Consider the following 14,413-nt stretch of genomic DNA (forward strand, 5'->3'; position numbering starts at 1 on the left):
CCAGGTACCGACGATGAAGCCGGTGGCGTACTGCACCACCACCACGGCGATCCACAGCCCGTCGCGGACCAGGGCAGCCCGGTCGGGGTCGGTGACCGTTCGCCGGCTGCGGCACACCGATCGTCTTGCCGTCCGGCAGCCGGATGTAGCCCGGCTCGCCGGCGTCGACCAGGCCCAGCCGCCGTGCCTCGGCGGTCAGGTTGCCCGGCGCCTCGAAGTCGGCGATCTGCTTGTCCAGTTCCTGCTTCTCCAGGTCCAGTCGAGCCTGCTGCTGCTGCAACCGCTCCAGCCGGAACGCGTTCTCATTGATCTTGGTGTTGACCGCCAGGATGCCCAGCACCCCGCCGACCACCAGCACCACGATCAGCGCCGCGAACGGCGCACGCGGCACCGAGATCGGCGGCGGCGGCGCCACCCGCAGCCGCGGCGGCCGGGCACTGGTGGCGCTGGCGGCCTTCTCGACCGGTCGCAGTGCGGCGGTGCCCTGAGTCGGGAACTCGCGCGCCCCCCGGGCGCGAGTCTCCCCCTGCCGATTCGTTCGATCGATGCGTGACGTACCGTTACCGAGGCGCGGAGCCCGCTCCGCCGCGGTCCGGCCCCCCGACCGCGGTGCGCGCTGCCCGCCGCCGGTGACGTCCCGGCGGTCGCGCTTGTCAATGCTCATGTCCCTCCCCCTCAACGTCCGTCCCTCTAGCCGTCCCGGTGCCCCTGACCCCCCACGGATCAGGCGGACCCCGTGCCCGGTTGGTGCATTCCCTTCACCCGTCGGCGAGACCGTTCGCGGTCGGTCCGCCCCTGCTCTGTCGCGTTCGGATCGAGTCGCTCCGCGGCCCGCAGCCGCACCGAGGCGGCTCGCGGGTTCGCGGCGACCTCCGCCTCCCCCGGCAGTTCGGCGCCCCGGCTGAGCAGCCGGAACGTCGGACCGGACCCGGGGAGCTCGACCGGGAGGTCAATCGGGCCCTTACTGCGGACCCGGTCCGTGAGGGCCGCCTTGGTGAGCCTGTCCTCCAGCGAGTGGTAGGACAGGACCACCATGCGACCGCCCACGGTCAGTGCGTCGAGTGCAGATGGCAACGCTGTCTCCAGCGCTGCCAGCTCTCTGTTTACCTCGATCCGTAAAGCCTGAAACGTTCTCTTTGCCGGGTGCCCGCCCGTTCGTCGGGCTGGTGCCGGAATGGAATCCCGAACCAGCTCCGCCAGCAGCGCGGACGAGGTGATCCGGGCCCGCTCCCGCTGCCGGATGATCGCCGAGGCGATCCGGCCGGCGAACTTCTCCTCGCCGTAGACCCGCAGCACCCGGGCTAGGTCCGGATGCGCGTACGTGTTGACCACCTCTTCGGCGGTCACCCCCCGGGTCTGGTCCATCCGCATGTCCAACGGCGCGTCCTGGGCGTAGGCGAACCCTCGGTCGGGCGCGTCCAACTGCAACGACGAGACACCCAGGTCGAACAGGATCCCGTCGATGGCCGGATAGCCCAGCCGGTCCAGGACGTCCGGCAACTCGTCGTAGACGGCGTGCTCCAGGTGCACCCGGTCGGCGAACCGGGCCAGCCGGACCCGCGCGTGAGCGAGCGCCTCGGTGTCCCGGTCGAGCCCGATCAGGACCGTCTCCGGATGCGCCTCGAGCACCGCCTCCGCATGCCCGGCCAGACCGAGCGTCGCGTCGACGTGGACCGTCCGGCCGCCTCGACCCAGCGCGGGGGCCAGCAGCTCGAGACACCGCTCGAGCAGCACCGGCACGTGCGTGCCGCGCAACTCCCCCATGATGACCCCCACTGGTTGAAACGTCCGTTCTTCTCGTGCGCCTGTCGTCGGACGGCGCTGCCGTCGTACCGCCAGATCCCCATCCGCTCCCGCCTGACACCGGACCGTCGCCCAATGACTGGATCGTGCGCCTGGCACCGGGGAAGTGATGCCAGGAACTCGAAAGCGGCTGGAGATCTCGCAGTACGTCGGGCGCCGTTACCGCCCTACAGACCGCCGGGCAGCACCCCCTCCTCGATGTCGGCGAAGTCGTCTTCGCTCTCGGCGAGGTAGGTCTCCCAGGCGACCTTGTCCCAGATCTCCACCCGCGTGCTCGCGCCGATCACCACCAACTCGCGGTCCAGCGCGGCATAGGCACGCAGGTGAGCCGGAATGGTCACCCGGCCCTGCTTGTCCGGAACCTCGTCGTGCGCGCTGGCGAAGAAGACCCGGCTGTAGGCCCGGGCCGCCTTGTGGGTCATCGGCTGTGCGCGCAACTGCTCCGCGATCCGCTGGAACTCAGGGGTCGGGAAGACGTAGAGGCAGCGCTCCTGCCCTTTGGTGACCACGACACCCCCCGCCAGCTCATCCCGAAACTTGGCCGGAAGGATCAACCGGCCCTTTTCGTCCAGGCGCGGAGTGTGGGTGCCGAGAAACATCGGCCCAACCCCCTCGCCCTTGAGCGGCGTTCGCGGCGCCGCTGACCCCCCGGGCCGGTGAGCCCTCCCGGCCTCACCATTGGTCCCCACTCTACTCCACTTCCCTCCACCCGCAACCAAATTCGCCCGCGTGGCGCGCCCTACCCGGGGGCAAAACCGCACGTCACAGGGGGTGGAGCGGAGTGGAGGGCTTCAGCCGCCCCTCGGCGTGGTCCGCTTTCCGACATTGATCGACTCCGTCCGGGGGACGCCGACCCGGCCGCCCGCGCGGTCACCACGGCCGAACGGTTCACCGTCGGCGGCGATCTGGTGAGGCCGGCGGTCCGGTAACCTCGCTCGCGTGACGGACGCGAAAATGCCCCTACGGGCCAAGGTGGCCAGCTCCGTGTCACGGACCGCCGCGGCGCTCTCCCGGGCGGCCGGCCGTGGCGACGGTTCAGTGATCGGCGGGTGGATCGGCCTCAAGATCGACCCGGACCTGCTCGCCCACCTGTCGGCCGGGCGCGCGATCGCGCTCGTCTCCGGCACCAACGGCAAGACCACCACCACGCGGTTGACCTCCGCCGCGGTCGGCGTGCTCGGCCGGGTCGCCACCAACTCGTTCGGCGCCAACATGCCCAGCGGGCACACCTCGGCGCTGGCCAAGGCCGGCAGCACCCCGTACGCGGTGCTGGAGGTCGACGAGCACTACCTGGCGCAGGTGCTGGAGGCGACCGAGCCGCACGTGGTCGCGCTGCTGAACCTCTCCCGCGACCAGCTCGACCGCGCCAAGGAGGTCGCCATGATGGCGCAGCTCTGGCGTGCGGCGCTGGTCCGGCACACCAACGTACGGGTGGTGGCCAACGCCGACGACCCGCTGGTCGTGTGGGCCGCCACCCCACCGGGTGACCCCGCCCGGGGCATCAACCCGCCGCACGTGACGTGGTTCAGTGCCGGCCAACGGTGGCACGACGACTCCTGGGTCTGCCCGGAGTGCGGCTCCACCATCCAGCGCTCCGGCGAGCAGTGGTGGTGCACCGGCTGTCCGCTACGCCGACCGGAGCCGCACTGGGTCGTCGAGGACGAGGGCGTGCTCGATCCCACCGGTGCCTGGCACAAGGTCTCCCTCCAACTGCCCGGCAAGGTCAACCTCGGCAACGCGGCGACAGCGCTGGCGGTGGCCGCCGAGTTCGGCGTCCGCCCGGTCGACGCGGTGTCCCGCCTCGGCATCGTCACCTCGGTGGCCGGCCGTTACGCGCAGGTCGACAAGGACGGGCGCAACATCCGGCTGCTGCTGGCCAAGAACCCGGCCAGTTGGCTGGAGGCGTTCGACATGGCCGACAACGCGCCGACCCTGCTCTCCATCAACGCGCGCGATCCCGACGGTCTGGACACCTCCTGGCTCTACGACGTCGACTTCGCCCCGCTCCGGGGCCGGCAGGTGTTGATCACCGGTGACCGGGCATACGACCTGGCGGTTCGACTGGACGTCAACGACGTGCCGTTCCAGCACGTCCGCACGTTCGACGACGCACTCCGGTCGGTCCCGCCCGGGCGGCTGGAGGTCATCGCGAACTACACCGCGTTCCAGGACATCCGAGCGGAGTTGGACCGTGTCATCTGAGAGTCTGCGCATCGTCTGGATCTACCCCGACCTGCTCTCCACGTACGGAGACCGGGGCAACGCCCTGATCCTCGCCCGGCGGGCCCGTCAGCGTGGGATGCCGGTCGAGGTGCTGGAGGTGCGCTCCGACGAACGGCTGCCCGCGACCGCCGACATCTACCTGGTCGGTGGCGGCGAGGACGGCCCGCAGGCGCTCGGCGCCCAGCGGCTGCTGGCCGACGGCGGCCTGCACCGCGCCGTCGCGCAGGGCTCGGTGGTGTTCGGCGTCTGCGCCGGCTACCAACTGCTCGGCACCTCGTTCTTCGCCAAGGGTGTGCAATGCCGCGGGCTGGAGCTGCTCGACCTTCACTCCGACCGGGGCGAGAGCCGGGCCGTGGGCGAGCTCGCCGGTGAGATCGACCCCCGGCTGGGCCTGCCCCCGCTGACTGGTTTCGAGAACCACGGCGGCCGCACCCACCTCGGTCCGGAGGTCTCCCCGCTGGCTCGGGTCACCGCCGGGGTCGGCAACGACAGCGCCACCGAGGGTGCGTGGCGCGGCAAGCTGCTGGGCACCTACTCGCACGGGCCGGCGTTGGCTCGCAACCCGGCCCTGGCCGACCTGCTGCTGCGCTGGGCCACCGGGGCACACCAGCTCCCGCCGTTGGACGACACCTGGTCGGACCGGCTCCGCAACGAGCGCCGCTCCGCGGTGGCCGCCGCTCGGGCATGATCCGTGCCGTCCGGCGGCTGCTCCGGCAGCCGTCGGCCGCCCGGTTCGCCCTGCTCGTGCTGCTGATCGGCGGCTGCGGTCTACTGCTGCTGCTGGTGCCCCGGCCGGATCCGGCGCAGTTGCCGCTGGTCTCCGACCGGTTGGGCGACCTCGCCCCGGTGGCGGCGATCCTCGGTGGTGCGCTGCTGCTTGTCGCGCTGGTGCCCCGGACCTTCATCACGCTCGCCGCAGGTGCGATCTTCGGTCCGTTGGAAGGCGCCGCGTACGCCCTGGGCGCCGCGCTGGTGGCGGCGGCGATCGGGTTCACTGTCGGCCGGTTGCTCGGTCGGGAGTTCGTGGCCGAACGCGTCCGCGGTCGACTGGCCCGCCTCGACGGCTGGTTCGCCCGGCAGAGCGTGCTCGGTGTGGTGACCGTCCGGCTGCTGCCGATCGCCGGCTTCGGCCTGGTCAGCTACGGCTACGGCACGACCGGCGCCCGAGTGCTGCCGTTCCTGGCCGGCAGCGTGATCGCGTCCGCGCCGACCGCCTTCGGGTACGCGGCAATCGGCGCTGCGGTCAGCTCCCCCGGCCACGTCAACTGGTACGCCGCCGCCCCGGCCAGCCTCGGCCTGATCGCCAGCCTCGTCCTCATCCACCAGTGGTGGCGCGCCGAACGCCGCCGCCGTCGCATGCCGGTCTGACCCCGCGGCGGAGGGCCGAGCAGACCCGGGCCGGCTGCGGACGTCGATGACCAGATGCTGTCGGTTCGGCGGTGGTAACGGCCGGACGACGATCTCGCCGGCAGGGCATCGGGCAGCGCGGGCGCGATCTAACGCTGCGGCCATGAAGCCCCTGCCCCGAGCAAGGATCGGCTCCCGGGCCGTCGCCCTCGTCGCGACCCTCGCGGCGGCGCTGCTCGCGGCGTGCACGCCGGGTGATTCACCGGCCGCCTCGTCGGCGCCCAGGGCGTCGACCTGCTCTGGTTCGATCGCGCCACGGGCCGCCTGAACGCGCTCGGCCCGAACCAGGAGGCTGCATCTGTGCCGCAGCCGAGTCCGCGGCCGGATGCCCCCACCCACGTGACCACCGACGGCCAGACCACGGCCTGGGTGTCGCGAGACGGTCGCGCCCTGAGCGTCTGGCGACCGACTGACCGCCGACTACGTCCACTTGGAGGTCGCGGGTGGGGCGCTGCTTGTTGCCTGGCACCGCTGCCCTCGTGCTCCTGACCGAGGAGTCGCCGCCGGGCGTCAGACGGACGGCGGACGAGTCGGAGCGTGATGACTCAGAGGCATATTGATGTCTCTGAGTCATCACGCTCGTTCCAAGTGTTCGCTTCGGCGGACGTCACGGTGCGTGCCGCTCACGACGCGGGGCACCGTTGTCAGGCGACTACCGAGACCATCCGGCCCTTGACCACGATGACCTTGCGCGGCTCCTTGCCGTTCAGGGTCGTCGCCACCGCGTCCAGGGCCGCCGCGCGCACGCTCTCCTCGGAGGCGTCGGCGGGGACCTCGACGCGGCCGCGGACCTTGCCGTTGACCTGCACCGGATAGGTCACCGTGTCGGCCACCAGCAGCGCCGGATCGGCCGTCGGGAAGTCCGCGTACGTCAGCGAGGTGTCGTGGCCCAGCTTGCGCCACAGCTCCTCGGCCAGGTGCGGGGCGAACGGCGCCACCATCAGCACCAGCGGCTCGGCCACCTCGCGGGGCGTGGCCGACAGGCCGGTCAGCCCGTTGGTCAGCTGGATCAGCTTGGCGATCGCGGTGTTGAACCGGATGCCGTCCATGTCACCACGGACCCCGTCGATCACCGTGTGCAGCAGCCGGCGGGTCGCCTCGTCGGCCGGGTCCTCGGTGATCCGCAGCGCGCCGGTCTGCTCGTCGACGACGGCCCGCCACACCCGCTGCAGGAACCGGTACGACCCGACCACCGCCCGGGTCTCCCAGGGGCGGGACACCTCCAGCGGGCCCATCGACATCTCGTACACCCGGAAGGTGTCAGCGCCGTACGCGGCGCACATGTCGTCGGGGGTCACCACGTTCTTCAGCGACTTGCCCATCTTGCCGTACTCGCGATTGACCACCAGGTCTTCCAGGTAGTACGCGCCGTCGCGCTCGATGACGTCCTCGGCCTGCACGTAGCTGCCGCGCGAGTCGGTGTACGCGTACGCCTGGATCATGCCCTGGTTGAACAGCTTGCGGAACGGCTCGAACGACGACACGTGCCCCAGGTCGAACAGCACCTTGTGCCAGAACCGCGCGTACAGCAGGTGCAGCACGGCGTGCTCGGCGCCACCCACGTACAGGTCGGTGCCGCCGCAGTCGCCGTCGCCGCGCGGGCCCATCCAGTACCGCTCGTTCTCCGCGTCGACGAACCGCTCGCTGTTGGTCGGGTCCAGGTAGCGCAGCTCGTACCAGCAGGAGCCGGCCCACTGCGGCATCACGTTGGTTTCCCGGGTGTAGCGCTTCGGCCCGTCACCCAGGTCCAGTTCGACCTCGACCCAGTCGCGCCGCCGCGACAGCGGGGTCTCCGGGTTGCTGCCGGCGTCGTCGGCGTCGAACGTCTTCGGGGAGAAGTCGTCCACCTCCGGCAGCTCGACCGGCAGCATCTCCTCCGGCAGGGCGATGGCCGCGCCGGTCTCGTCGTAGACGATCGGGAACGGTTCGCCCCAGTAACGCTGCCGGGAGAACAGCCAGTCGCGCAGCCGGTAGGTCACCGCGCCGGTGCCGTGCCCGTTCGCCTCCAGCCAGGCGATGATCGCCGCCTTGGCGTCGGCGACCCCCAGGCCGTTCAGGTCCAGGCCGCGCTCGGGCGCGGCGCTGTTGATCGCCGGACCGTCCCCGGTGTACGCCTTGCCGTCGAAGCCTTCCGCCGGCTGCACGGTACGCACGATGGGCAGGTCGAAGACCTCGGCGAACGCCCAGTCCCGCTCGTCCTGCGCCGGCACCGCCATGATCGCGCCGGTGCCGTAGCCGGCCAGCACGTAGTCGGCGATGAAGATCGGGATCTGCCCACCGGTGACCGGGTTGGTGGCGTACGCGCCGATGAAGACGCCGGTCTTCTCCTTGGTGTCGGACTGCCGCTCGACGTCGGTCTTGGCGGCCGCCGCCTTGCGGTACGCCTCGACGGCCTCCCGAGGGCTGGCGTGCCCACCGGTCCAGGCGTCCCTCGTTCCGTCCGGCCAGTTAACCGGGGCCAGTGTGTCGACCAGCTCGTGCTCGGGCGCCAGCACCATGTAGGTGGCCCCGAAGACGGTGTCCGGACGGGTCGTGAACACCCGCACCGGTGCCGCGCTGGTCGGGAAGTCGACGTGCGCGCCCTGGGAGCGGCCGATCCAGTTGCGCTGCATCAGCTTGATCGGCTCGGGCCAGTCCAGGCTGTCCAGGTCGTCCAGCAGCCGGTCACCGTAGGCGGTGATCCGCATCATCCACTGCTTCAGGTTGCGCTTGAAGACCGGGAAGTTGCCCCGCTCGGAACGGCCGTCGGCGGTGACCTCCTCGTTGGCCAGCACGGTGCCCAGCCCCGGGCACCAGTTCACCGGTGCCTGCGAGACGTACGCCAGGCGGTGGTCGTCGACGACCTGGCGACGCTCGGCGACGCTCAGCTCGGCCCAGGCGCGGCCGTCCGGGGTGGGCCGGTTACCGCCCTCGAACTCGGCGATCAGCTCGGCGATCGGACGGGCCCGGCCAGCGTCGCTGTCGTACCAGGAGTTGAAGATCTGCAGGAAGATCCACTGGGTCCAGCGGTAGAAGTCGGTGTCGATGGTGGCCACCGAGCGGCGCTCGTCGTGCGCCAGCCCCAGCCGGCGCAGCTGCGCCTTGTACCGCTCGATGTTCGCGACGGTGGTGGTCCGGGGGTGGGTGCCGGTCTGCACCGCGTACTGCTCGGCCGGCAGGCCGAACGCGTCGAAGCCCATCGCGTGCAGCACGTTGCGGCCGGCCATCCGCTGGTAGCGGGCGTAACAGTCGGTGCCGATGTAGCCCAGCGGGTGGCCGACGTGCAGGCCCGCTCCGGAGGGGTACGGGAACATGTCCAGCACGTACAGCTTCTCCGCGCCGGCGCGTGGGTGGGTCGGATCGGCCAGCGGGCCGGTCGGGTTCGGTGCGTGGAAGGTGCCCTCGCGCGCCCAGGTGTCCTGCCAACGAATCTCGATCTCGTCGGCCAGGGCCGCGGTGTACCGGAACGGGGGGATGTCGCCCGCCGGTGCGGCTGCCTCACTCATCGTCTCTCCTCGCTTCGCTTCGCTTCGTCTCGGCACCACCGGGCCGGGCCGGCGGAGGGCACAAAAAAGCCCCTCGCGCAGGAGGGGCCGCCGTGCTGTCGCTGGGTTCAGCGCATCAGCACGGCCCGGTAAGAAGCAGGAAGACTCCGGCCATGCCCGCAGTGTACCTCTTCCACGGTGAGCCCTGCCGGCCCCCGGGCGGTGTCGAACCCGTTCCCCCGAGCTGGCGAATATCGGTGCGTAACCGACGGACTACCTGCGGGGGTCGGCGATAACGACAAACATGGTTAGCCTGAGAGACTAGTGAGATTCCTGCGGCAAACGAGGCTCGACGTCGCGAACCCAACGGCGGGTCCAGGTGCTCTCTACAGAGCTGCCGTGACGGCGACGAGGAGGAGGCCCGTGACACAACAGACCTGGGACGAGGTGGGCGGCCTGTTGCCGCACGACGAGTTCCGAGCCGCCAGCGAGGCCATCGTGGCCAACATCGAGCAGGTCATCGAGGGTAAGACCGCCACAGTGCGGCTCGCCCTTGCCGTCCTGCTCGCCGAGGGTCACCTCCTGATCGAAGACGTCCCGGGTGTCGGCAAGACCAAGCTTGCCAAGGCCCTCGCGCGGTCCATCGACTGCACGGTGCGACGGATCCAGTTCACCCCCGACCTCCTGCCCAGCGACGTCACCGGGGTCAGCGTCTACAACCAGGAGACGCACGACTTCGAGTTCCGCCCCGGTGCCGTGTTCGCCAACCTGGTGGTCGGCGACGAGATCAACCGGGCCTCGCCGAAGACCCAGTCGGCGTTGCTGGAGTGCATGGAGGAGCGGCAGGTCACCGTCGACGGGGTGACGTACCAGCTTCAGACCCCGTTCATGGTGATCGCCACTCAGAACCCGATCGAGATGGAGGGGACCTATCCGCTGCCGGAGGCGCAGCGCGACCGGTTCACCGCCCGCATCGCGATGGGTTACCCGGACTCCAACGCCGAGCTGGCCATGCTCGACGGGCACGGCGGCACCGACCCGCTGCACGAGCTGCGCGCGGTCTCCGACGCGGCCATCGTCCGACAGCTGATCGCCACCGTCCGGCAGGTGCACGTGGCGGACGCGGTCAAGCAGTACGCGATCGACCTGGTCACCGCCACCCGCGAGGCCCCCGACCTCCGGCTCGGCGCGTCCCCCCGGGCGACCCTGCAACTGTTGCGCACCGCCCGGGCGGTCGCCGCCCTGGAGGGCCGCGACTACGTTCTCCCCGACGATCTGCAGGCCCTGGCGGTGCCGGTGCTGGCCCACCGGATCATCCCGACCGCCGACGCGCAGCTCGCCCGGCGCACCACCGACGCGATCGTCTCCGAGCTGGTGCACCGCCTGCCGCTGCCACACGACAGGCAGCGCAATCCGTACGACACCCGGCCCCCCGCCACCGGCAACGGTCGCGCACCCTACGAGCCGCGGAGGCCATGACGTGCGTGCCGGGCTACGCGGGCTGACCACCCGCGGGCGGTCCTTCCTTGCCGCTGCGGTCGCGGCGGCGATCTCAGCCGGCATCCTCGGCGAGAAGGACCTGCTCCGGGTGGCTGTGCTGTTGGCCATCCTGCCGTTGCTGGCCGCCGCCTACGTCGGGCGGAGCCGCTACAAGCTGGCCTGCAACCGTTCGCTGGACCCGCACCGGGTTCCGGTCGGCGCCAACTCCCGGGTGGTGCTGCGCCTACAGAACCTCTCCCGGCTGCCGACCGGCACCCTGCTCCTGGAGGACCGGCTGCCCTACGCACTGGGCAGCCGGCCCCGGGTGGTGTTGGAGCGGCTCGGCGCACACCAGGCCAGCTCGGTGGCGTACACGGTGCGGGCCGACGTGCGGGGCCGCTACGACGTGGGCCCGCTGGTCGTCCGGATGACCGACCCGTTCGGCCTCTGTGAACTCACCCGCTCCTTTCCCAGCACCGACCACCTGACCGTCATCCCGCAGGTCACCCCGCTGCCGTCGGTCCGGCTCCCCGGGGAGTACGCGGGCAGCGGCGACAGCCGGGCCCGCTCGGTGGCGGTGCACGGCGAGGACGACGCGGCGACCCGGGAGTACCGGCGCGGCGACGACCTGCGCCGGGTGCACTGGAAGTCCACCGCCCGCACCGGTGAGCTCATGGTGCGCCGCGAGGAGCAACCGTGGGAGAGCCGGGCCACCGTCGTCCTGGACACCCGGGCGTACGGCCACCGGGGCGAGGGGCCGACCGCCAGTTTCGAGTGGTCGGTCTCGGCCGCCGCGAGCATCGCCGTCCACCTGCGGCAGGCCGGTTACAAGTTGCGCCTGGTCACCGGCTCGGGGGCAGATGTGGACGCCTCGGAGGCCGGCGGGGACGGCACGCTGCTCGATCACCTCGCGGAGGTCCGACTGGACCAGCGTGCCGAGGTCACCGGCCTCGTGCAGCGGGTCCGCCAACGCGCCGACGGCGGTCTGATCATCGGCCTGTTCGGCACGGTGAGCGTCGCCGAGGCGGAGGTGCTGGCCGGGCTGCGGGGCAACGGCGCCACCTGTGTCGGCTTCCTCCTGAACAGCTCCACCTGGCTCAGCCTGCCGGAGAAGGCGCGGAACGAGGCGGAGCACGCCCACGCCGCCGCCGTCCTCGCCATGTTGCAGAGTGGCTGGCGGGTGGTCGGCGTCGACCACGGCGGCCGGCTGCCGGCGCTGTGGCCGCAGGTCGGTCGGGGCGCCCAGGGGTTCGCCCTGCGGGCCGCGCTGGCCGAGACGGTCGCCGGCGGTGTGCGATGAACGGAAGGCTCCCCTCATGATCAGCAGTCGGAACATCGGCCTGGTGGCGGCCGCTGCCACGCTGCTGGCCGCCGCGCCGCTGTCGGCCATCTTCCAGGGCTGGACGTGGTTGATCGAGTCCATCATCGCGGTCGCCGTGGTGGCCGGGGTGGCCGCGCTGACCCGCCTCGCCCGGGCACCGCTGTGGGCTCAGGTGCTGGGCATGCTGGCCGGGCTGATGCTCGCCCTGACCTGGTTGTTCCCCAGCGGCCAGGAGCTGTTCGCGATCCTGCCCACGCCGGGCACGTTGGGCTACTTCGGCGACCTGCTCGCCGGCTCCATGCAGGACATGCGCTCGTACGGGGTCGAGGTCCCGGACACCGACCCGTTGCTGTTCATCGCCGTGCTCGGCGTCGGCGGGGTCGCCGTGCTGGTGGACGTGCTGGCCGTAGGGCTGCGCCGGCCCGCGCTGGCGGGGCTGCCGATGCTCGCCATCTACTCGGTGCCGGTCGCCGTCTACGTGGACAGCGTCCCCGCCGTGCCGTTCGTGGTGGGCGCCGCTGGCTACCTCTGGCTGCTGGTCACCGACAACGTCGACCGGGTGCGCCGCTTCGGGCGGCGGTTCACCGGTGACGGGCGCGACGTCGACGTGTGGGAGGCCTCTCCGCTGGCATCCGCCGGCCGCCGGCTCGCGGCGGTCGGGGTGGCCCTGGCGGTGGTGCTGCCGCTGGCGGTGCCCGGCATGACCGGCGGGCTGCTCGACTCGCTCAGCCGAGGGCCGGGCAACGGCAACGGCAACGGGTCCGGCTCGGGCGGGACGTCGGGTCGGATCGACCTGTTCGCCTCGCTCGCCGGGCAGCTCAACCAGTCCCAGGTAGCCGACCTGGTGAAGGTCAAGACGTCCGAGCAGAACCCGTTCTACCTGCGCTACGCGGTCGCCGACGAGCTACGACCCGCTGGTTTCCAGGCGCGCAACCCCAGCGGCCGGTCGGTCAACCGGGATCTGCCGAACCCGGCCGACCGGGCCGGTCCCGGCGTGAAGCAGACCACCTACCAGGCGACCGTCGAGGTCACCAAGAGTCTGAGCATGGCGCTGATGCCCGTGTACGCCGAACCGACCCGCGCCGACGACCTCAGCGACAACTGGCTCTACGACGCCAACCAGCAGGTCGTCTTCTCCAACCGGGAGAACTCCCGCGGTCGGAAGTACTCCTTCGACTACGTTCGCTCGACCTTCACGCCCGAGGCGTTGCGGGCCGCGCGATCACTGCCGACCGAGCACCCCGTACGCCGACAGATGACCGCCACCCCCGGGCCGGTGCCCGAGGTGGAGGAGCTGGTCAAGGGGCTGATCCAGGGCAAGCGCACGGACTACGACCGGGTGCTGGCGATCTACCAGCACTTCTCGGCGGACAACGGTTTCAGCTACCGGTTGAGCACCGAGAGCGGCAGCAGCGGTCAGGACATCGTCAACTTCCTGACCAACAAGGTGGGCTACTGCCAGCAGTACGCCGCCGCGATGGCCTGGCTGGTCCGCTCGGCCGGCATTCCTGCCCGGGTGGCGTTCGGGTTCACCAACGGCAGCAAGCGCGACGGTGACACCTTCACGCTGACGAACCTCAACCTGCACGCCTGGACCGAGGTCTACTTCGACGGGGCTGGTTGGGTGCCGTTCGACGCCACCCCGGCGTACGGGGTGCCCGGCTCCACCCGTTCGGCCTGGGCACCGGACACTGACGCGCCGGAGGCGACCAGCCCGAGCTCCGGCGCCACGAGCGCCCCGACGGACCCGGGCACCTCGACGGAGCCGACCGGCCCGGACAACTCCGACCGGGACACCGACGACGGGCTCTCTCTCGGCGGGACGACGCCGAACGAGCAGCCACCGGTCTGGCCCTGGTGGGCAGCGGGGCTGGTGGCCCTGCTGGTGCTGCTCGCGGTGCCCGCGCTGCGCCGGATGGCCCTGCGCCGCCGACGCAGTGGCCGCGCGGCGAGCGGGGCGATGGCCTCCGCCAGGGTCGACGGCGACAGCGAGCCGGGGGCACGTCCGGTGGTGGTCAGCGCGGACGCCAACCGGGCCCGCGCGGACGCGCACGCCGCCTGGGCGGAGCTGCTCGACACGCTTGTGGACTTCCGGGTCCCTGTCGATCCGACCGAGACGCCCAGGGCGACCGCGGACCGGCTGGTCCGGGACTCCCTCGACGATGACGACGCGATCGGGTCGGCGCGGCTGCTCGGCCGGGCAGAGGAGCGGGCCCGCTACGCGCGGGATCCGCTGACCGGTGAGCCGTTGCTGCCGGCGCTGCGCGCGGTCCGTGCGGCGCTCGCGACACGGGCGGACCGACGGACCCGCCTGCGCGCCGCCGTGCTGCCGCCCTCGGTGCTGCTGCGCTGGCGCACCACGATGGCCGACAGTTCCAGCCGGATGGTGGCGCTGACCGGGCAGGCCCGGTACCGACTGCTGCGGTGGAACCCTCGACGGCTGCTGGCCGGCCGGGCAGCTCGCTGACCGACCGGTTCCCTGGCAGGGGACGGCGGCACACCCGCCGCCGTCCCAGCCCGGCCCGGCATCCCTGCGCCCGGCTCAGCGTCTCCAAGATCAGGTGATGAGAAGCAAGATCAGGTGATGAGAAGTAGGCACGGAACGTCCCAGAGAGCTACTTTTCATCACCTGATCATGCGAGGGCTGCCGGCGTGCGGCGCGCCCAGCGCGGCGGCGCGCCCAGCGCGGCGGCGCGCCCAGCGCGGCGGCGCGCCC

Annotated in this window: 8 protein-coding genes and 2 pseudogenes; 6 read left to right on the forward strand and 4 right to left on the reverse strand. The window is 71.6% G+C overall.

The window, feature by feature from the left end; genetic code table 11:
- Positions 1-100: 100 nt before the first annotated feature.
- From AB0B48_RS26170 to mraZ, 3 genes and pseudogenes are all read right to left on the reverse strand, one after another.
- A pseudogene (locus AB0B48_RS26170) lies at positions 101-664 on the reverse strand (hypothetical protein); the annotation flags it as partial.
- A pseudogene (gene rsmH, locus AB0B48_RS26175) lies at positions 654-1,764 on the reverse strand (16S rRNA (cytosine(1402)-N(4))-methyltransferase RsmH). The pseudogenes rsmH and AB0B48_RS26170, both read right to left, overlap by 11 nt.
- A 206-nt stretch (positions 1,765-1,970) precedes the next feature.
- Positions 1,971-2,402, reverse strand: coding sequence for a division/cell wall cluster transcriptional repressor MraZ (gene mraZ / locus AB0B48_RS26180; protein WP_030488958.1), 432 nt, complete (start codon positions 2,400-2,402; stop codon positions 1,971-1,973).
- Positions 2,403-2,757: 355 nt separating this feature from the next.
- Here mraZ and AB0B48_RS26185 point away from each other — a divergent pair, with 355 nt between their 5' ends.
- Genes AB0B48_RS26185 through AB0B48_RS26195 form a run of 3 tightly spaced genes read left to right on the forward strand, consistent with a single transcriptional unit; the run spans position 2,758 to position 5,394 of the window.
- Positions 2,758-4,005, forward strand: a complete 1,248-nt coding sequence (locus AB0B48_RS26185; RefSeq protein WP_355007801.1) for a MurT ligase domain-containing protein — start codon at positions 2,758-2,760, stop codon at positions 4,003-4,005.
- The gene (locus AB0B48_RS26190) at positions 3,995-4,714 is read left to right on the forward strand and encodes a glutamine amidotransferase (RefSeq protein WP_355007678.1); all 720 of its coding nucleotides are present in this window, start codon (positions 3,995-3,997) and stop codon (positions 4,712-4,714) included. The genes AB0B48_RS26185 and AB0B48_RS26190 overlap by 11 nt, the downstream gene beginning before the upstream one ends.
- Positions 4,711-5,394 carry a VTT domain-containing protein gene (locus AB0B48_RS26195; protein ID WP_357206155.1) on the forward strand — a complete coding sequence of 228 codons (684 nt, stop codon included), beginning with the start codon at positions 4,711-4,713 and terminating at the stop codon, positions 5,392-5,394. The genes AB0B48_RS26190 and AB0B48_RS26195 overlap by 4 nt, the downstream gene beginning before the upstream one ends.
- A 683-nt stretch (positions 5,395-6,077) precedes the next feature.
- Here the strand turns inward: AB0B48_RS26195 and leuS are convergent.
- Positions 6,078-8,918, reverse strand: coding sequence for a leucine--tRNA ligase (leuS, locus tag AB0B48_RS26200; RefSeq protein WP_357206157.1), 2,841 nt, complete (start codon positions 8,916-8,918; stop codon positions 6,078-6,080).
- A 402-nt stretch (positions 8,919-9,320) separates the two neighbouring features.
- Here leuS and AB0B48_RS26205 point away from each other — a divergent pair, with 402 nt between their 5' ends.
- From AB0B48_RS26205 to AB0B48_RS26215, 3 genes are read left to right on the forward strand one after another with little or no spacing between them, the layout of a single operon-like run.
- The gene (locus AB0B48_RS26205) at positions 9,321-10,376 is read left to right on the forward strand and encodes a MoxR family ATPase (protein ID WP_355007681.1); all 1,056 of its coding nucleotides are present in this window, start codon (positions 9,321-9,323) and stop codon (positions 10,374-10,376) included.
- A 1-nt stretch (position 10,377) separates the two neighbouring features.
- Positions 10,378-11,676: a DUF58 domain-containing protein gene (locus AB0B48_RS26210; RefSeq protein ID WP_357206159.1), complete on the forward strand. Its 1,299-nt coding sequence runs from the start codon at positions 10,378-10,380 to the stop codon at positions 11,674-11,676.
- A gap of 16 nt (positions 11,677-11,692) precedes the next feature.
- The gene (locus tag AB0B48_RS26215; RefSeq protein WP_357206161.1) at positions 11,693-14,164 is read left to right on the forward strand and encodes a DUF3488 and transglutaminase-like domain-containing protein; all 2,472 of its coding nucleotides are present in this window, start codon (positions 11,693-11,695) and stop codon (positions 14,162-14,164) included.
- Positions 14,165-14,413: the final 249 nt, after the last annotated feature.

Source organism: Micromonospora sp. NPDC049089 (assembly GCF_040648775.1).
GTDB lineage: Bacteria > Actinomycetota > Actinomycetes > Mycobacteriales > Micromonosporaceae > Micromonospora.